Annotated in this window: 23 protein-coding genes; 5 read left to right on the top strand and 18 right to left on the bottom strand. The window is 45.3% G+C overall.

Annotated features, from left to right (window positions below; genetic code table 11):
- Positions 1 to 59: 59 nt before the first annotated feature.
- A complete protein-coding gene (locus tag FKN93_RS01500; protein ID WP_170904304.1) occupies positions 60 to 755 on the bottom strand; it encodes an LrgB family protein in 696 nt (231 codons plus the stop codon).
- Positions 755 to 1,165, bottom strand: coding sequence for a CidA/LrgA family protein (locus tag FKN93_RS01495; protein ID WP_040904151.1), 411 nt, complete (start codon positions 1,163 to 1,165; stop codon positions 755 to 757). Before FKN93_RS01495 ends, FKN93_RS01500 begins: the two co-directional genes overlap by 1 nt.
- A gap of 124 nt (positions 1,166 to 1,289) precedes the next feature.
- Here FKN93_RS01495 and FKN93_RS01490 point away from each other — a divergent pair, with 124 nt between their 5' ends.
- The gene (locus FKN93_RS01490) at positions 1,290 to 2,174 is read left to right on the top strand and encodes a LysR family transcriptional regulator (RefSeq protein WP_040904150.1); all 885 of its coding nucleotides are present in this window, start codon (positions 1,290 to 1,292) and stop codon (positions 2,172 to 2,174) included.
- A 6-nt stretch (positions 2,175 to 2,180) separates the two neighbouring features.
- Here FKN93_RS01490 and FKN93_RS01485 read toward each other — a convergent pair whose 3' ends face one another.
- Entirely contained in the window at positions 2,181 to 2,690 is a 510-nt protein-coding gene (locus tag FKN93_RS01485) for a DUF4442 domain-containing protein (protein ID WP_040904148.1), read from the bottom strand.
- A gap of 256 nt (positions 2,691 to 2,946) precedes the next feature.
- Here FKN93_RS01485 and fcrX point away from each other — a divergent pair, with 256 nt between their 5' ends.
- Positions 2,947 to 3,393, top strand: a complete 447-nt coding sequence (gene fcrX / locus FKN93_RS01480; RefSeq protein WP_004394784.1) for a ferric iron uptake transcriptional regulator FcrX — start codon at positions 2,947 to 2,949, stop codon at positions 3,391 to 3,393.
- Positions 3,394 to 3,472: 79 nt separating this feature from the next.
- On the opposite strand, the gene FKN93_RS01475 is transcribed toward fcrX, so the two are convergent.
- The 3 genes from FKN93_RS01475 to fabB all read right to left on the bottom strand — a co-directional run bounded on the left by FKN93_RS01475 (position 3,473) and on the right by fabB (position 7,093).
- Positions 3,473 to 4,486, bottom strand: a complete 1,014-nt coding sequence (locus FKN93_RS01475) for an aspartate-semialdehyde dehydrogenase (protein ID WP_004394783.1) — start codon at positions 4,484 to 4,486, stop codon at positions 3,473 to 3,475.
- Positions 4,470 to 5,615: a 4-phosphoerythronate dehydrogenase gene (locus FKN93_RS01470; RefSeq protein ID WP_040904146.1), complete on the bottom strand. Its 1,146-nt coding sequence runs from the start codon at positions 5,613 to 5,615 to the stop codon at positions 4,470 to 4,472. Before FKN93_RS01470 ends, FKN93_RS01475 begins: the two co-directional genes overlap by 17 nt.
- 266 nt (positions 5,616 to 5,881) lie before the next feature.
- A complete protein-coding gene (gene fabB, locus FKN93_RS01465) occupies positions 5,882 to 7,093 on the bottom strand; it encodes a beta-ketoacyl-ACP synthase I (protein WP_004394781.1) in 1,212 nt (403 codons plus the stop codon).
- 126 nt (positions 7,094 to 7,219) lie between these two features.
- On the opposite strand from fabB, the gene mnmC reads away from it, so the two are divergent.
- Positions 7,220 to 9,244, top strand: coding sequence for a bifunctional tRNA (5-methylaminomethyl-2-thiouridine)(34)-methyltransferase MnmD/FAD-dependent 5-carboxymethylaminomethyl-2-thiouridine(34) oxidoreductase MnmC (gene mnmC / locus FKN93_RS01460; protein WP_170904303.1), 2,025 nt, complete (start codon positions 7,220 to 7,222; stop codon positions 9,242 to 9,244).
- A gap of 107 nt (positions 9,245 to 9,351) precedes the next feature.
- Here the strand turns inward: mnmC and FKN93_RS01455 are convergent, their stop codons facing one another.
- The 3 genes from FKN93_RS01455 to FKN93_RS01445 form a co-directional block, all read right to left on the bottom strand.
- Positions 9,352 to 9,876, bottom strand: a complete 525-nt coding sequence (locus FKN93_RS01455; RefSeq protein WP_004394779.1) for an NADPH-dependent FMN reductase — start codon at positions 9,874 to 9,876, stop codon at positions 9,352 to 9,354.
- Positions 9,877 to 9,994: 118 nt separating this feature from the next.
- Positions 9,995 to 10,252 (bottom strand): YfcL family protein, encoded by a 258-nt coding sequence (locus tag FKN93_RS01450; RefSeq protein WP_004394778.1) that lies wholly within the window; start codon positions 10,250 to 10,252, stop codon positions 9,995 to 9,997.
- Positions 10,253 to 10,262: 10 nt separating this feature from the next.
- Positions 10,263 to 10,793 (bottom strand): elongation factor P hydroxylase, encoded by a 531-nt coding sequence (locus FKN93_RS01445; protein WP_040904143.1) that lies wholly within the window; start codon positions 10,791 to 10,793, stop codon positions 10,263 to 10,265.
- Positions 10,794 to 10,991: 198 nt separating this feature from the next.
- Here FKN93_RS01445 and FKN93_RS01440 point away from each other — a divergent pair, with 198 nt between their 5' ends.
- Positions 10,992 to 11,618, top strand: coding sequence for a trimeric intracellular cation channel family protein (locus FKN93_RS01440; protein ID WP_170904302.1), 627 nt, complete (start codon positions 10,992 to 10,994; stop codon positions 11,616 to 11,618).
- A gap of 98 nt (positions 11,619 to 11,716) precedes the next feature.
- Here the strand turns inward: FKN93_RS01440 and aroC are convergent, their stop codons facing one another.
- Positions 11,717 to 12,802: a chorismate synthase gene (gene aroC / locus FKN93_RS01435; RefSeq protein WP_170904301.1), complete on the bottom strand. Its 1,086-nt coding sequence runs from the start codon at positions 12,800 to 12,802 to the stop codon at positions 11,717 to 11,719.
- 433 nt (positions 12,803 to 13,235) lie between these two features.
- Positions 13,236 to 14,168: a 50S ribosomal protein L3 N(5)-glutamine methyltransferase gene (prmB, locus tag FKN93_RS01430; protein ID WP_170904300.1), complete on the bottom strand. Its 933-nt coding sequence runs from the start codon at positions 14,166 to 14,168 to the stop codon at positions 13,236 to 13,238.
- A 62-nt stretch (positions 14,169 to 14,230) separates the two neighbouring features.
- Here prmB and smrB point away from each other — a divergent pair, with 62 nt between their 5' ends.
- Entirely contained in the window at positions 14,231 to 14,785 is a 555-nt protein-coding gene (smrB, locus tag FKN93_RS01425; RefSeq protein ID WP_170904299.1) for an endonuclease SmrB, read from the top strand.
- A 67-nt stretch (positions 14,786 to 14,852) separates the two neighbouring features.
- Here the strand turns inward: smrB and flhB are convergent, their stop codons facing one another.
- Genes flhB through fliM form a run of 7 tightly spaced genes read right to left on the bottom strand, consistent with a single transcriptional unit; the run spans position 14,853 to position 19,817 of the window.
- Complete coding sequence (flhB, locus tag FKN93_RS01420; RefSeq protein WP_170904298.1) at positions 14,853 to 15,983, bottom strand: flagellar biosynthesis protein FlhB; 1,131 nt, start codon at positions 15,981 to 15,983, stop codon at positions 14,853 to 14,855.
- Positions 15,984 to 15,992: 9 nt separating this feature from the next.
- Positions 15,993 to 16,775: a flagellar biosynthetic protein FliR gene (fliR, locus tag FKN93_RS01415; RefSeq protein ID WP_170904297.1), complete on the bottom strand. Its 783-nt coding sequence runs from the start codon at positions 16,773 to 16,775 to the stop codon at positions 15,993 to 15,995.
- A gap of 8 nt (positions 16,776 to 16,783) precedes the next feature.
- Positions 16,784 to 17,053: a flagellar biosynthesis protein FliQ gene (gene fliQ, locus FKN93_RS01410; protein WP_170904296.1), complete on the bottom strand. Its 270-nt coding sequence runs from the start codon at positions 17,051 to 17,053 to the stop codon at positions 16,784 to 16,786.
- Between the two features lie 12 nt (positions 17,054 to 17,065).
- The gene (gene fliP, locus FKN93_RS01405; protein WP_224215257.1) at positions 17,066 to 17,914 is read right to left on the bottom strand and encodes a flagellar type III secretion system pore protein FliP; all 849 of its coding nucleotides are present in this window, start codon (positions 17,912 to 17,914) and stop codon (positions 17,066 to 17,068) included.
- A 40-nt stretch (positions 17,915 to 17,954) separates the two neighbouring features.
- Complete coding sequence (gene fliO, locus FKN93_RS01400; RefSeq protein WP_040904140.1) at positions 17,955 to 18,332, bottom strand: flagellar biosynthetic protein FliO; 378 nt, start codon at positions 18,330 to 18,332, stop codon at positions 17,955 to 17,957.
- A 3-nt stretch (positions 18,333 to 18,335) separates the two neighbouring features.
- Positions 18,336 to 18,746: a flagellar motor switch protein FliN gene (fliN, locus tag FKN93_RS01395; protein ID WP_004394768.1), complete on the bottom strand. Its 411-nt coding sequence runs from the start codon at positions 18,744 to 18,746 to the stop codon at positions 18,336 to 18,338.
- A gap of 21 nt (positions 18,747 to 18,767) precedes the next feature.
- Positions 18,768 to 19,817, bottom strand: a complete 1,050-nt coding sequence (gene fliM, locus FKN93_RS01390; protein WP_040904139.1) for a flagellar motor switch protein FliM — start codon at positions 19,815 to 19,817, stop codon at positions 18,768 to 18,770.
- Between the last annotated feature and the right edge of the window lies 1 nt (position 19,818).

Genomic DNA, 19,818 nt, shown 5'->3' with positions numbered 1-19,818 from the left:
AACCGCCCTCACTTGGGCGGTTTTTTTAACACAAACTCTTTATGAATTATTGGATCTATTTACCACAATAGCTGGCCTAAAAAGGGCGCAATCAGTACCGTTACCATACCGGCTATCATCATGACGACACTCGATACCACCCCTTCTGCATTTCCCATTTGATACGCTTTCGCGGTGCCTGCACCATGGGCAGAAGCCCCTAAGCTAGCCCCACGCCCAAATCGAGAACGAATCGATAAGAAAGTTAATATACTTTCACCAACCGCCATTCCAATAACACCCGTGAGTACCACAAACAGGGCCGTTAAGTCACTTTCACCGCCAATGGCACGTGTTGCTTCCACGGCAGAAGGGGTCGTTATCGAGCGCATGGCTAAGCTACGCTGCAGTAACTCTGGTAATTCAAACCAGCGTGCCAGTAAGACGGTACTGCTCACAGCCACAATCACGGAAACCACCACACCAACCGATAATGACAACCAATGACGTCGAATTAAAAGCCGATTATCGTACACAGGAATCGCAAAGGCGACGGTGGCAGGCCCAAGTAACCATAATAGCCAGCGAGACTCTTCCATATACGATGGATAAGGAATATCCATACCAATAACAATCAGCACCAACAGTAATGGGGCCAGCAATAAAGGCATCAAAAAAATTGTTCGTTTGCGCTGATAGAGCATTTTACAGACGTAATAGAGTGCTAAAGTCAGTACCAAACACGTCATGCCGAGTAATGAGACAGAGTGCAACATTATAAGGCTCCTGTTAACTTATTACTTTTTCGGCGCGCTAATTTAAGCTCCAGGCGGTATAATTTATCCACGACCCACGCAGTCACCGCTATCACTAAAACGGTACTCAGCACTAATACTAAGATAATTCGTCCGCCCTGTTCACGCACCAGCGGCTGATAATTGACCACGGCTACGACCGCCGGAACAAAAAACAGTAACATTTCCGCTAAAAGCCAAGCCGCACCTCGTCGCAGCCATTCAACGTTAACAATCTTACTGAACACCAACGTCAGCAGTAACAACATACCTGTGAGATTGGCAGGGATAGGCAAGTGTAAGTAATCAACCAAACGATCGGCGATTACCCATATCAAACCTAACGCAACAATTTGCCCAATGGTCAGCAAAACAGTTTCAATCTTCCTCATGGCATCATTCGCTCATTGTGTGAAATTAATCACAGTATAGAGAGCATTAAAATTTCATAAAATGAATTTTTATTATAAAAATTATGCCAATATGGAATCAATTAACACAGAGAATCACTTTCTTATGGATATTAAAGCCCTACGCTATTTTGTTGAACTCATCAATCAACAGAGCTTTACCCGTGCCTCGGAGAAACTTTTTGTTACCCAACCGACGATCAGCAAAATGATCCGTAGCCTTGAACAAGAGATCGGGCAGCCATTACTCCATCGTCAAGGCCATCGATTTTGGCTAACCGATGCAGGACACATTGTGTATTTACGTGCACAAGAGATTTTGACCCACTTTACTCAGCTAGAAGCTGAACTGATCGATCTGCACCAACTCCAAGGAGGGCAACTTCGGCTAGGTATTCCTCCTATGGTGGGGCATCTTTATGCTGGCTTGATTAGACAATATCGACAAACCTACCCAGCCGTAGAAATGACGATCGTCGAGTATGGCGGGCGAAAAATAGAACAAGCGGTACTTAATGGAGAATTGGATGTTGCCATTACGATGCTATCGCGCCACGCAGAGCAACATCTCAGCACTTTAGTATTAGACAGTTACCCAATTTATGCCGTATTACCGCAAACCATGCCTTGGACTGCCATGACAACGATTGATTGGCCATCACTCAAAGAAGCGCCTTTTTATCTTTACACTGAAGAGTTTACTCTTAGTGACTATGTGCATCAGCAATGTCTAGCGCATGGATTTACCCCACAAATTGCGGCGCGAAGTAGCCAATGGGATTTTCTCGTTGCGCTTGTAAAAAGTGGCATCGGAGTGGCCTTTTTACCCGAACCACTCTGCTTAAGAATCCAAAATGAAGGCGTCTTAATTAAGCCGCTCAATCCCAGTATTGACTGGACATTAAGTGTTATTTGGCATAGTGAACGTTACGTCTCTCGCACTGCAGAAGCTTGGATACAACTTTGTCATACTCATCCATCGTCTCGCTGAACACCATTATGCAGCGTTATCGGTTTGATAATCACTCTCTTGACGATACTTAGGCTTTTTACGAACATACAACTTACGATGCACTTCAGAAACCACATCACCCTGTTTGTCTTTGACGTGAATAATAAATTCAGGAAAGCATTTATCGCCATTTGCCGTCGCCACTAATATCGCATCCAGTTGAGCTTGAGAAATCAAAAACTCAGCATACAAATCACTGTGTCCCGGCTTAATGAAATTAATGCTCGCTTCTTTATCCCAAACATAATACTGGCGACCTAAAATCCCCATCAGCATTAATGAATATACGGGATCCGTTAAAGAGAAGATGCTGCCACCATATTGGGAACGATTGGCATTTTTGTTCCACCAACGAAGCTTTAAACGCAATCTAGCTTCACGAAAGTCTTCGCTGATTGACTCGATTTTTATCCCAGATCCCCAAAAAGGTGGCCAACTATTTAATGCCCACTTCACAATATTAGGTTTATACAACTTCTCAAGTGTTTTATTCATGCTATCCGTGCCTTAGACTCTATCTCATCTTCACTGATCGTGATGCTCAATGAGCACCTCACTCAGCGAAGCTACACACAAGTTAATGTTGCATAATTGTAACTGGTCAGATCAGATTTCTCCGTGATGAAACTCGATTTTGTAGTAATTACAGTAACCCTTTGAAGTTCGTGGTTTATTGTTTTAATCGAGTGGCCTATAATGTGGAACAACATTGACCTCTGTTTACGACTGCAGATCATCAACGGGAAAGTATATGTCAGACAATAACCAAGCGCTAAAGGATGCAGGTCTTAAAGTAACCCTTCCACGGCTAAAGATTTTAGAAGTATTGCAGCAGCCTGAGTGCCAACATATTAGTGCTGAGGAGCTGTACAAAAAGCTGATTGATCTCGGTGAAGAGATCGGCCTTGCGACCGTTTATCGCGTGTTAAACCAATTTGATGACGCTGGTATCGTGACTCGTCATCATTTTGAAGGTGGAAAATCAGTTTTCGAACTCTCAACCCAACACCATCATGACCATCTCGTCTGTCTTGATTGTGGCGAAGTGATTGAGTTTTCTGACGAGGTAATCGAACAGCGTCAAAAAGAGATCGCTGCGCGTTACAATGTTCAGCTAACTAATCACAGTTTATATCTTTATGGCAAATGTGCTGATGGCGGTTGCAAAAACAACCCTTCCGCGCATAAAGCTCGATAAGATAACCGAAAAAAACCACCGCGAGGTGGTTTTTTTGTTCACTCAATATCGACGAGGGTATCGATAACGCCGCGACTATTTACAGATAATCTCGGATCAATACTTCCGCAATCTGTACCGCGTTGGTTGCTGCCCCTTTACGAACATTGTCTGCTACCACCCACAAATTAATCCCGCTATGATGGCTAATATCATTACGGATGCGTCCAACCAACACCGTATCTTTACCACCGGAATCACGCACTTGAGTCGGGTAGTCTTGCCCTTGGAAAACTTCAATCCCTGCCGTTTGTTCCAATAGGCTTATTACCTGCTCGGCATCAATGGGGCTACGAGTCTCAATATGCAATGCTTCGGCATGACCATAAAATACCGGGACGCGAACACAGGTTGGATTAACCATGATCGAAGGATCATTGAAGATTTTTTGGGTTTCCCATACCATCTTCATCTCTTCTTTCGTATAACCATTATCCATAAACTGATCGATTTGCGGGATACAGTTAAAGGCAATTTGCTGACTAAAAGCATGCGTCTCAGCTGGAATGCCACTCAGTAGTTTTGCCGTTTGTCCTGCTAGCTCATCAATTCCTGCTTTACCGGCTCCAGATACAGACTGGTAAGTCGTGACATTAATTCGCTCGATCCCTACCGCATCATAAATGGGTTTTAACGCCACCAACATTTGAATGGTGGAACAATTTGGGTTAGCAATAATGTTGCGGTTACGAAACTCGGCAATCGCCTGTGGATTGACTTCTGGAACCACTAAAGGGATATCGTAGTCATAACGAAAATGAGAGGTGTTATCTATAACGATTACGCCCGCATCGGCAGCGATCGGTGCCCAGTGAGCAGAAAGCTCACCACCTGCCGAAAAAAGCGCAATATGCACCGAGGACCAATCAAACTCTTCAACATTTTGTACTCGTACGGTTTTTCCATTAAAGCGATAGGTTTTCCCTTCACTACGTTCACTCGCGAGTAGAAAAAGTTCACCAACAGGAAATTTACGCTCTTGCAATACTTCCAGCATGGTTTCACCGACCGCACCCGTTGCACCGAAAATCGCAACATTAAATTCTTGGCTCATTTGTAACCTCTATTGTAAATCCGAGTTGCGCTAGCAGTTCTAATTGACACGATGCCTCACCTACTAGCTTAATTGCGCTATATTCACGCCTATCCCAATACTGTTTGCGCATTTTATCAAACGCGTCAGGTTGATGTATTTGACGGCGAAACAGAGCATCGTCTCGTCGAACATCATAAATAAGTTGCGTTAAGTTGAGCAACGTTGCTTCATCCCAAGCTCGATTCAGCACCACTTCAGGTACAGGAGCCGTCGGCAGTAAACTGGATGGATTAGCCCAATGCGCTTGGCCTAAAAACTCACAGTATTGGTTAAACACCATGGTGGTACCGCGCGCTTTCCCTTCCAAGCCATAACCAGCAACATGAGGCGTCGCAAACGCTAACAACGGCAGGAGCTCTAAATCCACCTGCGGTTCAAATTCGAACACGTCTAAGGCTGCGGTAAAGCCATCGCCTTGTTGTAAACGAGCTTTTAATGCGTCATTGTCGACCACTGGACCTCGCGCAGCATTAATCAAAATTTGATCGCCTCGTAAACCAGCCAACACCTGCTCATTAATTAAATGGTGAGTAGGCCACTCACCTTGCTGAGTGATCGGCGTATGCAAGGTAATCACATCCGCTTCAGTTAATAGTTGCTCCAGTGGTGTAAATGCTCGCGTATCCCCTTGTGCTTGCTTGGGAGGATCATTGATCAAAACGTTGAGTCCTAACCCAGTCAAACAATGGGCTAAGTAGCTACCGACTTGGCCTGCACCAATAATACCAATCGTTTTATCAAAAATAGAGAAACCTTGCTGCTGAGAAAGTACCATTAAGACACTAAACACATACTCTGCAACGCCGACTTTATTACAGCCTGGTGCGGCGGTAAAAAATATCCCTCGCTCAGCCAATAGCGCTTGATCAACGTGATCCATCCCAGCCGTTGCCGTACCGACAAAAGCCAATCGATTCGCTTTACTTAATAGAGCTGCATCTACTTTTGTCACCGAACGAATCATTAACGCATCAATGTCGATCAAATCGTCAGCGGTTAATGTGCGACCTGGTTTAAGAATTACCTCACCGAGCTGACTAAACAGCTGCTCAGCGTAAGGCATATTTTCGTCGATCAAGATTTTCATAGCCGAATTCACACTATTGGGTTGTCTTTAGGATCATGATAGGCCAAAAACCATGGGGTCTTATTTGCCAACACGTGATGGGTATTTTGTTGGGCATTGTGCAGAAAAGCATTCTGTGTGTCGAGCATAAAAATACCCGGAGCCAAAGGCTACCGGGCAAATACCCAGAACAAAAGGATCTCGTCCTGCTCTCAATAGGACAGAGTCTGCGTCTGTGTGATCGGCTACGCCGATCGGCTCTGGAAACGGTTCACCTCAAATGGTGATTATGCTTGGTACTTTTTGATCACCAATGTGGCGTTGGTACCACCAAAGCCAAAACTGTTTGACATAACGCTATTGAGCTCTTGTTCACGTGGTTGCGTGACAATATCTAGCCCCTCTGCAGCCGGATCCAGAGTATCAATATTAATACTCGGTGCGATAAAATTATGATGCAGCATCAAGGTCGAATAAATCGCTTCATGAACCCCTGCTGCGCCTAATGCGTGACCAGTCATGGCTTTAGTCGCAGAAATAGCAGGGCTATTACCGCCAAAAATTTCTTGAATCGCGCCCAGTTCTTTTACATCACCGACTGGTGTTGATGTACCATGGGTGTTGACATAATCAACACTATCGACATTTTGCATCGCCATTCGCATACAACGAGCCGCACCCTCACCAGATGGCGCAACCATATCGTAGCCATCAGAGGTTGCGCCATAACCCACAAGTTCGCCGTAAATTTTTGCACCGCGTGCCAAAGCATGCTCTAACTCTTCAATCACCAGCATGCCGCCGCCGCCTGAAATCACAAAACCATCGCGATCAGCGTCATAGGTGCGAGACGCTTTCTCTGGTGTGTCATTGTATTTGGTGGATAACGCGCCCATGGCATCAAACATCATCGTCAATGTCCAATCCAGTTCTTCACCGCCACCAGCAAACACAATGTCTTGCTTGCCGAGTTGAATCAGCTCCATCGCGTTACCAATACAGTGTGCTGAAGTCGCACAGGCTGAGCTAATCGAATAGTTAACGCCACGAATTTTAAACGGTGTAGCCAAACAAGCCGACACCGTGGAAGACATGGTACGAGGCACCATATACGGCCCAATACGCTTAACGCCTTTCTCACGTAGCGTATCCACGGCAATGGATTGGTTAAGTGAAGATGCACCGCCAGAACCCGCAATGATGCCGGTACGGTCATTCGACACTTGCTCAGGCGTCAATCCAGCATCAGCAATCGCTTGCTCCATAGAAAGATAAGCATAAGCCGCCGCATCGCCCATAAAACGCATCTGTTTGCGATCAATATGCTCAGCAGGGTTTATCTTTAAATCACCCCAAACTTGTGAACGTAGCCCCTGCTCTTTAAATTGCTCGGAAGCAGTGATGCCTGATTTGCCGGCTTTAAGAGACGCTAAAACTTCTTGGACGTTGTTACCGATACTGGAAATAATTCCCATCCCGGTGATGACGACTCGTTTCATGTGACATTCCTATAATTCAAAATTCCGCTAAATGATAACCAAGATAAGTAACAGAAGTGGTCAGCTTTCCTATAAATCCGTACAATCTTGCTCTATAAATGCCTTATTTGCTAGAAATCATCGCTTATGACTTCCATTACTCACGCACAATTGGCGTGGAATGACGCCGGAACGCCGGTCTCAGACCAATTTGACGACGTCTATTTTTCCAATGCCAATGGCTTAGAAGAGACACGCTACGTCTTTCTCAATCAGAATCATCTCCCACAAAGATGGCGAGAATATGACCAACGCCATTTTGTGATTGCTGAAACGGGTTTTGGCACTGGACTCAATTTTCTCGCTACGTGGCAATGTTTTGACCAGTTTCGCCAGCAAAATCCTGATGCAACCATTAAGACCTTGCACTTTATCAGCTTTGAAAAATATCCGCTCAATAAAAGCGATCTGATCAAAGCACATCAAGCTTGGCCAGAGCTCGCTCACTACGCCGAGCAGTTGCATCAAGCCTATCCTTTGGCACTACCTGAATGCCATCGAATTATTTTGGCGGATGGGGCGATTATTTTAGACTTGTGGTTTGGCGATATCAAAACCAGCTTACCTCAAGTAGCCGTTTCCGAACGTGGCTTGGTTGATGCGTGGTTTCTCGATGGCTTCGCGCCCAGTAAAAACCCTGACATGTGGAGCCAAGCTTTATTTGATGGCATGAGCCAATTGGCCAAAGAAAATTGTACCTGCGCTACCTTTACCGCTGCTGGGTTTGTCCGCCGAGGGCTCAATCAAGCTGGCTTTAGCATGAAAAAGGTGAAAGGTTTTGGCACCAAACGAGAAATGCTGGCTGGCAAGATTGAGCATAAAAAACCGTACCACAATATTAAACCTTATTATCAGATTGAAGCGACAGAATCTGTCCACGATGTGGCGATCATCGGCGGTGGTATTGCCAGCGCAGCACTCGCCTATGCCTTAACTCAACGCGGCATTTCTGTGACCTTATATTGCGCCGATAAAGCGCCCGCGCAGGGGGCTTCTGGCAATCGACAGGGAGCCATTTATCCGCTATTAAATGGCCAACATAGCAATGTGTCCCGCGTCTTTGCGCCAGCGTTTCTGTTTACTCGTCAATTTGTGCAACGTCTCGCTCAGCAAGTCAATTTTGAATACGATTGGTGTGGCGTGACTCAGTTAATGTGGGATGAAAAATCCACCGATAAATTAACGCGTCTTACCCAAGGTGAATTCCCAAGCGAACTCGTGCATTATCTCACTGCAGAACAAACCAGCCAGCACATTGGCCTTGCGGTGGATATGCCGAGCATCCATTATCCACTGGGTGGATGGTTATGCCCGGTAGAGATCACTCAAGCACTGTTAGCCGATTTAGTCAGCAAAGGATCGGTTACCGCCCATTATCAACAAGCGATTGACTCGTTAGCCTGGCAAGCCGAAACGAGAACGTGGCAATTGAATGCTCAAGGTCAGCCGTTTCAGCATCAATGTGTGGTGATCGCTAATGGCCATCAATTTGATGCCTTTGCTCAAACTGAGCATTTACCACTAGGCAAAGTCAAAGGCCAAGTCAGTCATGCGCCGACCAATCACACTTTACAAGCGCTGCGTTCAGTACTGTGCTATGACGGCTACATGACCCCAAGCAGCCCGCGTCATGGCACCCATTGTATTGGTGCCAGTTACGATAGACAGCACCTTGACCAAACCTTCGATGCCAAAGCACAGCAAGAAAATAGTGCGCGTTTAACCCGTTGCCTAGCGAATCAAACTTGGCCGATGGCGGTGGACACATCAGACAACCAATCTCGTCAAGGGGTTCGCTGTGTCAGTCGCGATCATTTGCCTTTTGTGGGTAATGTGGGACGACGTGATGCAATCATTGAGCAATACGCAGATTTGCCACAAAAAAGAGAGCATCAAATCCCAACCATTAGCCAATACCCTCAATTGTACGCTTTACTGGGTTTAGGTTCCCGAGGTTTGAGCTCTGCACCACTGATGGCCGAAGTCTTGGCCGCGCAGATCTGCGGTGAACCACTGCCTTTGCCTGTCGATGTGCTAGCCTCTCTGCATCCGAGCCGGATGTGGGTACGTAAATTAAAGAAAGGTAAGGCAATCACAGAAAAAGGGGCTTAACTTTATACGCTGCGGTTTCAGCGCCTGAAGCCGATTTTTGCGCCCTTAAAATCATGAAGCCTCGCTGGATAAGCGAGGCTTCATGAATACAACGGATACGAAAAAACTTAACCTAGTAATGCTACTGTAGCTTTAATTTTTTCGGCAATCTCTGAGTTAGTCACTTCACCAGCTGCCAAGTCGAAATTATCATAAAAGCTAGGGACAGAAAGCGAGCCTTTAACATTACCACCGAAAAATGGCGCTGAGGCAACGGCGGCGGCTAGCACCGACTGAGCACCACCGGGGCCTGGTGACGTAGCAAGATACACCGCTGGCTTACCTTTAAACAGCTCACGATCAATACGAGTAGTCCAGTCGAACAAATTTTTATAAGCGGCAGGATAATGTCCATTATGCTCAGCAAAAGAAATCACAAAGGCATCGGCTTGCGCTAAATCACGTAAAAAGGCTTGTGCGCCTTCCGCTTGCCCTAGCTCTTTCTCTCGATCTTCGCTGAACATCGGTACAGAATAATCATTAATATTCAATACGGTAACTTGCGCACCCTCAATTTGCTTTGCCGCGTAAGTGGCTAGCGCTTGATTGATAGATTGAGAGCTGGTGCTCGCGCCAAATGCGATAACTTTCATAGGATAACCTCATGGTTTATATAATAAGCACAGAGTAAACATTGGTCATTGTTATCGCAACTACAAAAATTATACGATGATATTCAAATTTTCCGAATAAGAACTCTCATCAAGAATATCAAGCACTCAATTCACGCCATAACGCATAAACGATCGCCCGGTCAGCAGGTGTCAGCTCCGAACGTGCTTCTTCAAGACTTTGCTCAATACGTGCTTTTAATCGCTCAATATCATCAATACCTTGCTCTTCACAAGCCGCGGCCGATAAAGAAATATGCCCGCGTAAATAACCACCAGCAAATAACTCATCATCAGACGCCGACTCAATACGGGCATCAATTCGGTCCAATAATTGTTCTTCAAATTCAATAATCATCGTCTTCTCATTATTTCACTATAAATTGATCAGCGCTCAACGGCGGAGTGTGATAAAACGCCCGTAAAGCCTGTGATAATCGCGCCACTCGAGGAGGCAAACCAGTTTTTAGTATCCCCAACACTTGTTGATGAACCTTGTGCATAAACACCAACCTATCAGGCTCATGATCACCATGTAGGTTGTCACAGCTTACCGTAAAGGGGAATCCTGCGCTTTGCGCTAAAATCCACTCATAAGCCTGCGGCCTTACTTCTACCCGCTCAAACTCCGCTTGTACTTGCGCTGAACGACCATCCGGCTCATACCAATAGCCAAAATCTTCTAGTAAGCGGCGCTCAGGCCCAGCAACGCACCAATGAGCGATCTCGTGCAGTGCCGACGCATAAAACCCGCGCGCAAAAATGATCCGATGATATGGCGTCTGTTCATCGGCGGGTAAATATACGGGTTCGTCACCGCCTAGCTCAAGTTGAGTCTGGTAGTCGGTAAAAAAAGTTTGATTAAAAATAGCGATTAAATCTTGATACTGATGGGTCATCAACAGCTACTCTCGTCGGCTTAATGGCCAGCATTCTCGCGATTTTTTCCTTTAGGGTAAAGCGTTCAAACAAAATTATTAGATTAAGTAATCTGGCTGCCCTTTTCGCCCTATAAAAACTCATTCGTCAAACTGCTCGATTCGCTCTACACTTGCGCCTTTTTCGGCTCAAGTAATCAATACGTGATAAGGTTAACTATGCTACTTAGCGTTCTATACATTATTGGCATCACAGCAGAAGCAATGACCGGAGCTCTTAGTGCTGGTCGTCGGAAAATGGATTGGTTTGGCGTTATGCTAGTGGCAAGCGCAACGGCGATTGGTGGTGGCACGGTGCGTGATATTCTTCTCGGTCATTATCCGCTTGGCTGGGTAAAAAATCCTGAGTATCTGGCGATTACTTGCTTAGCCGGTGTATTAACCACTGGGATTTATCGTTGGGTGATTAAACTCAAAGGGTTATTTATTCGCTTGGACGCGTTAGGATTGATCGTGTTTAGCATTATCGGCACCAAAGTCGCCTTAGAAATGGGGCATCATGTGATGATCTGTATGGTCGCGGCCTTAGTCACTGGGGTATTTGGTGGCTTGTTGCGTGATTTAATCTGCCGCCAACCACCACTGGTACTGCATGATGAGCTTTACGCTTCTGTAGCGTTGATTGCATCAGGGCTTTATCTCACCTTATTAGAACTTGGCATCAATGAGACAACCAATACCATTGCAACGTTAGTGGTCGGTTATCTTCTGCGCATGGCCGCGGTGCGTTTTAAATGGCGCTTACCATCATTCCATTTAGTTGAAACCGATAAACCGCTGCACTAATTACCATAATTTAAGAGCCAGAACCTCTGAACCCGTTGTTGGTCAATAACTCACAACACTCAGTGCCCTGTGACGGGCGCTGAGTGTGTCGATTAGCATTATAAAATAGGCGTTTCAGTGTGTACTGATTGATTTTGACCACGATGACGCAGCAAGTGATCCATCAGCACAATGGCTAACATCGCTTCAGCAATCGGTACCGCGCGAATACCCACGCAAGGGTCGTGTCGCCCTTTGGTGATAAGCTCCGTTGGCTCACCTTGACGGGTAATGGTTTGTCCAGGCACGGTAATACTCGACGTCGGCTTTAAGGCGATATTGGCAACAATGTCTTGACCTGAAGAAATTCCGCCCAAAATCCCCCCGGCATGATTGCTTGCAAAGCCGTCCGGGGTGAGCAAATCACGATGTTCGCTGCCTTTTTGGCGCACCACATCAAAGCCGTCGCCAATCTCTACCCCTTTAACCGCATTAATGCTCATCAGTGCATGAGCAATATCCGCATCGAGTCGATCAAATACCGGTTCACCTAAGCCTACGGGAACTTTGGTTGCCACGACTTGAATTTTGGCACCAATCGAATCACCTTGCTTTTTTAAATCGCGGATTAATTGATCAAACTGAGCGACTTTATCGATATCAGGACAAAAAAAGGCATTGTTTTCAATTTCATTCCAATCCACTTTTTCAATCGCAATATCACCCATTTGGGCAAGATAAGCACGGATCTCAATACCAAATTCTTGTTGCAGGTATTTTTTCGCAATACCACCAGCCGCCACACGCATCGCCGTCTCGCGTGCCGATGAACGACCACCACCACGATAGTCACGAACACCATACTTTTGATGGTAGGTATAATCCGCATGTCCGGGGCGAAACTTATCTTTGATATCTGAATAATCGGTCGAACGCTGATCGGTATTTTCAATCAATAAGCCGATAGAAGTCCCTGTCGTTTTACCTTCAAAAATACCAGAAAGAATTTTCACTTCATCCGCTTCACGGCGCTGAGTAGTATAGCGCGATGTACCCGGACGACGGCGATCCAAATCCACTTGTAAATCAGCCGCACTGATTTCTAGACCAGGAGGGCAACCATCGATGATACACCCTAATGCGACACCATGACTTTCGCCAAAAGTGGTGACTCGAAAATGTTGTCCAATACTGTTTCCTGCCATGTTTTCCTCAAACTTCCCATCAATAAGTAAATCCGTATTGACTTACCAGCATCCTTATTCCTAGCTATCCCTTTGCTACTTGAAGCTACAGTGGTGTTGGCTACGTTCGCCCCCAATCGCATCGTTACCTATGCTCATAGGGAGTCGCTCATCTGCCGCCTACCTACCACGCCCACTAGCTTGGGGATCATCTCATCAAGGACGGAGCTTTTGTTAATCATGAAATCATACTCGCTTGATTAGCCAATGATGTAAAGTCCCGACTGACGTTTTCCTTAAAATGCGGCTTTGCTTTACTCCATCGCTCATGTCATAAAAATTGCCCCAGACACTATCTCACTCCGCGCTACCATCCATAAAAAACGCCGACATCGCGTCGGCGTAGATAGAGCATGATTAATGAAAAAATGATTAAGCTTTAATCTCAGCTGGGTTAATCACGATACAGTGAGAATTCACCGGCGCAATCAAGTAACTGTTGCTTGGTTAATAAAAAGACCCCGTGACCACCATTTTCAAACTCTAACCAAGTAAACGGAATATTAGGATACTGATCCACCAAGTGGATCATTGAGTTGCCGACTTCACAAATTAAAATCCCATTATCCGTTAGATAATGAGGCGCATTAGCCAAAATACGTCGTGCCAGCTTTAAACCATCCGTACCTGCCGCGAGCCCTAGCTCTGGCTCATGCTTAAACTCATCCGGCAAGCTGTTCATATCTTCTTGATCGACATAAGGTGGATTAGTAACAATAATGTCGTATTGCTCTTTCGGTAAATCGCGAAATAAATCTGAGCGAATTGGGAACACTTGCTGCTCTAAACCGTGATCTTGAATATTTTGTTCAGCCACCTGCAAAGCATCAGCAGAGATATCAATCGCATCCACTTCAGTTTCAGGGAAAGCATAGGCACAAGCAATTGCAATACAACCACTGCCCGTACATAAATCCATAATCCGAGTCGGCTCATCAAGTAACCAAGGTGAAAATTGCGCTTGAATCAATTCACCAATCGGCGAACGAGGCACTAAGACTCGCTCATCAACGAAAAACTCTAGACCACAAAACCACGCTTTATTGGTTAAATAAGCAATAGGCGTGCGCTCATTAATCCGCTTAATGACTCGCTCCACCACACGTAATCGCTCACTGCCCGTTAAACGGGAATTCAGTACATGAGGCGGAACGTCAATCGGTAAATAGAGTGTCGGTAAGATTAACTGAACGGCTTCATCCCATGCATTATCGGTTCCGTGACCATAAAATAACTGTGCCGCATTGAAACGACTCACCGTCCAACGGATCATGTCCTGAAGGGTATGCAGTTCAGAAACCGCCTCATCTACAAAAATCTTATCCAAAATTGCCTCCGAAAAGCGCTACAATACTGCCAATACCGAAAATAACTGATAATTTAACTTTCATGAACAAAAAAAACACCGACATCAGTCACTGTCATGATCTCGATGCGAATGATGATTTTGCTCTGTTTCACGAGGCAGTAAAAGGCGTAAAAAAGTTATCTCAGGATACCATAACCCAATCGCCAAACAGAAATCCCAAGCAAAAAGAAATTCGCCGTCACTCACGAGAAGCCAGTGATACCCATTTTTATTTTTCCGATGAATTTGTGCCGCTACTTAGTGAAGAAGGGCCAACCCGTTATGCTCGGAGTGATATCTCTAAGTATGAAGTTAAAAAACTGCGCCGCGGTGTGTATTCGCCTGAGGTGTTTCTCGACATGCATGGTATGACTCAACAGGAAGCCAAACGAGAACTCGGTGCAATGATTGCTTATTGCCTAAAAGAAAAGGTTCACTGTGCTTGCGTACAACATGGGATTGGTAAACATATTCTTAAACAGAAAGTGCCGTTGTGGTTGGCTCAACATCCTGATGTCCTCGCTTTTCATCAAGCGCCATTAGAGTTTGGTGGCAATGGTGCTCTGTTGATCTTATTGTCGGTTCCCGATAAGTAATGCGGTATTGGTCTGGAATAACACGGAACCACTGGCAATAATACGGCTCAACGAGAGAGAGTCTCCGCTAGTAGCGCATGTCCGGTGGTATTGGCAACTCTTGCGTTTTCAACACTGGGCGCTGACCTCCTTTGCGGCGATATTGCTTAATCTGGAACACATAAGCCAATACCTGAGCGACGGCCACGAATAAACCATCTGGAATTTCTTGCTCTAGCTCTGTGGTGTAGTACAGCGCCCGCGCTAGCGGAGGAGCGGCAACAATTATAATCTCGTGCTCACGGGCAATTTCACGGATTTTAAGGGCCAGAAAATCGCCGCCTTTGGCAACCACAATGGGGGCTTTATCCGTTCCTTGCTTATAACGTAGCGCCACTGAAAAGTGATCGGGGTTGGTGATAATAACGTCCGCTTGAGGGACATCAGCCATCATCCTGCGTTGTGCCGCTTCACGCTGCAACATCCGAATTCGCCCTTTGACTTCAGGTTTACCTTCCGTATCTTTGTATTCGTCTTTAATCTCTTGCTTGGTCATTTTCAGTTTTTCAGCGTGTTGCCAAATCTGAAAAGGCACATCAATCGCGACGACTACCAGCAGTGAACAACTGATCAACAAAATAAAATTGAGTAGAATTTCTAAAGCATGGAAAATATTTTGTGGATAAACATCCATACTGAGTTGAAAAAGATCATTTTTCGAAGCGTCAATCAGATAGAAAGCGACTCCAGCCACTAAGAGTACTTTGAGTATCGACTTAAACAGCTCAACTAAACTCTGCATACCAAACATGCGTTTAAAGCCGCTCAACGGACTGATCTTTGATAACTTAGGTCTTGCCGCTTCAGCAGAAAAACTGACTCCGCCAACACCAGCAGCCCCGATCAGCGCAGCCACAAATAAGGTGACGAGGATCAGTAGTAGTGGGAAAATTAAATGGGTCAGCGTACCAGCAATAATATCGAACAGTTTGCTGCTATCGAAAATCTCTTCACGACTCAGAGAAAACAACCGTCCCATCGTGGTATACAAGCGACTGGCTAACATTTCGCCAAACCACATTAGGGCTACCGAACCAATGATTAATACCGATACCGACGCTAACTCTTTCGACCTTGCAACCTGCCCTTTTTCTTTGGCTTGTTGCAAGCGCCTTGGGGTCGCCTCTTCGGTTCTTTCTTGTCCATCAGACTCTGCCACGGGTTTCTCCTAACAGTTCAGGCGGATCAAACGACACAGTTGCTGCTCACCCTCTGCCCAAAACAGATCATAGTGCGCAAATAGACCACTGACAATATAACCACAAATCAGTAATCCGACCAAAAGAGCAAAGGCAAAACCTAGCGAAAAGATATTCAATTGTGGTGCAGCCCGAGTCATTACCCCAAAGGAAAGGTTAACGGTTAATAACGCAATGATCCCAGACAGTGACATACTCAACGCCACTTTAAACATAATCCCTAACCATTGAGAGAGCTCATAATAATCGACATTAGTCAGCGATCCTGCGCCAATCGGTAAACTGGTGAAGCTCAGCACCACCAACTGAATCATAGTTAAATGGCCATCCGTCGCCAAAAAAAACATCGTTGCTAAAAACATAAACAATTGGCCTAACAGCGGCGTATTCTGTCCATTAGCAGGATCAACCATAGAAGCAAACCCCAAACTGGCTTGCATACCGAGTATTTGACCAAGAATAACAAAGGTTTGAATTAAAAACTGAGTCACCATACCCATCGCCACGCCAATAATGATTTGTTCTAGTGTGGTTAAAAAGCCTTGAAAGGAGAGGAGTTGCAAATCATCGGCAATCACTGGCACTGCTGGCATTACGGCGAGTGTGATCGCTAAACCAAGATATAGGCGAATACGCGGCGACACAAACCGCGCGCCAGTGACGGTCATCACCATCAACATGGCTGAAATACGTGTAAAAGGCCAAAAGTAGTGTGCAATAAAATCTAGGACTACACTGGCTGGGTATTCCATCGCAGCTCCTAAAATAAGACTTGTGGCAAGCGCTCAATCATGGCGAAGAAAAACTCCATCAGTGTTTGAGTCATCCAATGAGCAAACATCATTAATGCCAATAAAGTCACAATCAAACGAGGTAAAAAGCTTAGTGTCTGTTCGTTGATTGAGGTTGCGGCTTGAAACACCGCCACAACTAAACCAATTATTAGGCTAGGTACAATGATGGCGCAAACCATGATCAGCACTAACCATAATGCTTCACGAAATAGCTCAACAAACAGCTCAGGTGTCATTTGTCTCTCCCGCTATAAAGCAAAACTGCCCGCTAAGGTCGATAAAATTAGGTTCCATCCATCAACTAAGACAAATAACATCAGCTTAAAGGGTAAGGAAACGATCATCGGTGACAACATCATCATACCCATCGCCATTAATACCGAAGCCACCACTAAATCAATAATAAGAAAAGGCAAAAAGAGCATAAAACCGATTTGGAATGCCGTTTTCAATTCAGAGGTAATAAACGCAGGAATAAGAATCGCCATCGAGACATCTTCCGGATTTTGCGCATTCGAACCGGCAATGTTAACAAACGTCTCTAAATCTTTAAGTCGTGTTTGTTTAAGCATAAAAGATTTCATCGGATCCTGGGCTAAATCAAATGCCTGCCGAGCACTGATCTGCTCATTAAGATAAGGCTGTACCGCTTGGTCATTAATCTGATTGAGCACTGGCGACATAATGAAAAACGTTAAAAAAATCGCAATACCAATAATGACCTGATTCGAGGGAGTTTGCTGCAAGCCCATCGCCTGACGCAAAATCGACATCACGACAACAATCCGCGTAAATGACGTCATTAAAATAACCATCGCTGGCAAAAAGCCCAGCATGGTCATTAGAGCGAGAATTTGTAGATTAATCGAATAATCTTCACCGCCATCCGCATTAGTTGTCATCGTGAATGCGGGAATCCCACCGCCACCACTACGGCTGGATAAGGCCAAACTCCTTGAACCGGCTTGTTCACTCTCCATTGCTGATACGGTAACACCTTGCGCACCGGCAGCAGTGGGAGGAATGGCCGTTGCAAGCTCTTGCTGAGCATAAAGTGGGGAGGAAAACGCCCAAATAAGTAAACTGAGCAGCATCATTGCTTTACAGAGTAAATGGGTGAGTCGGTGATATTGGCGATTATTTGTCATGTTTTTTTAGCAGCTGCGTCAATTGATGAGCAAAAGGCGTTGGATCTTGCGCCTCCTGAGTTAATGGTGAGTCTAATTTAGCAATCAATTGGATCGAATGACTGGTCACCCCAATCAAAAACTGCTCCTCCCCTGCTTGGACTATCATGATTCGTTCTTTGGTCCCAACAGGAAGCTGGCGAATGATCTGAAATCCTTTTTGCTGACCAAAAACCGGGACTTTCATCCGTTTAAGTAACCAAGCTAGAAACAGAATAAAACCCAGGACGAATAAAAGCGACCCTAAGGTGGTCGCTATATCCAACGAACTGCTGGGAGCGGCAAAAGCTGGGCAACTGAGCAAGGCTAGCCCTAAGATTTTTTTCATCCGCTATCTCAGCTTCTTAATCCGTTCTGTTTGACTAATAACATCCGTGAGACGGATACCGAACTTATCATTGACGACAACGACTTCACCATGAGCAATTAAGGTTCCATTGACCATAACATCAAGTGATTCTCCGGCAATTCTATCCAATTCCACGACTGAACCTTGGTTTAATTGCAACAAGTTACGAATACTAATTTTAGATCGGCCCACTTCCATCGAAATGGTCACCGGAATATCCATGATAGTATCTAACTTGCGCCGCTCATCTTCAGTGATCGGCGGTGAAGTATCTTTTAATTCATCCAATGGGGCTGCTAATATTTCATCGACATCAACATCAGGAGCATTTGGATCTTCGCCCAATGCTGCCGCCCATTCATCTGCCAATTTTTGATCATCTGATTTTGACATCTTTGCTACCTATTCTTACGCTTAAGATTGTTCTTCATCGGCTAATTCGTCATTTTCTAATTCAGCAATGATATCTTTACCTAAAAAGGCCAAATCGGTTTTCATTGCTTCAGGACGTTTGATTTTTTGCGAAATTTGCACCGCGAGTTTGTCACCTGAGCGTCCCATTTTAACGCGATAAGTGGGTAGCTCTTCGACAAACATAATGGCATGTTCTGGCATTTTTATCGGGATAATATCGCCAACCTGCAAATCCATTAGATCTCGCAGCGCGATGTCTTGCTCTAATAAATTGACTCGAAAATTAATCGGCACGTCCATAATTTCGTCGCGTAGTGCTGAGCTCCAGCGAACATCGGTTTCCATTTTATCCGATTGAACCCCTGCATCGAGCAATTCTCGAATCGGTTCAACCATCGAATAAGGCATGACCATATGGAAATCACCGCCTCCACCATCCACTTCAATATGGAATGAACAGACAACGATTACCTCGGTTGGACTGACGATGTTCGCCATACTCGGATTCACTTCCGAGTCTAAATATTCAAACTCGACCCCCATTACTGGTGACCATGCTTCTTTATAATCGGCAAAAACGATTTTCAACAATAATTGGATAACTCGTCGTTCGGTTGGTGTAAATTCTCGACCTTCAATTCGCGCATGATAGCGGCCATCACCACCAAAAAAGTTTTCAACCAGAATAAATACCAGTCGCGCTTCCATTGTCACCAGCGCTGTCCCCTTTAATGGACGAAAACGCACCATGTTAAGACTGGTCGGAACGTATAGTGTATTTTGGTATTCACCAAACTTCATCATCTGTACGCCGTTAATCGAAACTTCGGCGGTTTTACGCAGCATATTAAACAGACTAATCCTCATATGCCGTGCAAAGCGTTCATTAATCAGCTCAAGCGTCGGCATTCGTCCACGAACGATACGATCTTGTGACGAAAAATCAAATGAAGAGGCAGTCGACGAATCTAACTCTTCTTCTTCGTCATCCACTCCATCAACGCCATGAAGGAGCGCATCAATTTCGTCTTGGCTTAGTAAATCGGTCACG

This window comes from Vibrio sp. A8-1 (assembly GCF_013048685.1).
GTDB classification, from domain to species: Bacteria; Pseudomonadota; Gammaproteobacteria; order Enterobacterales; family Vibrionaceae; genus Vibrio; species Vibrio metschnikovii.
Note: the sequence above shows the minus strand (reverse complement) of the source record. Positions and strands in the feature narration are given on the sequence as shown.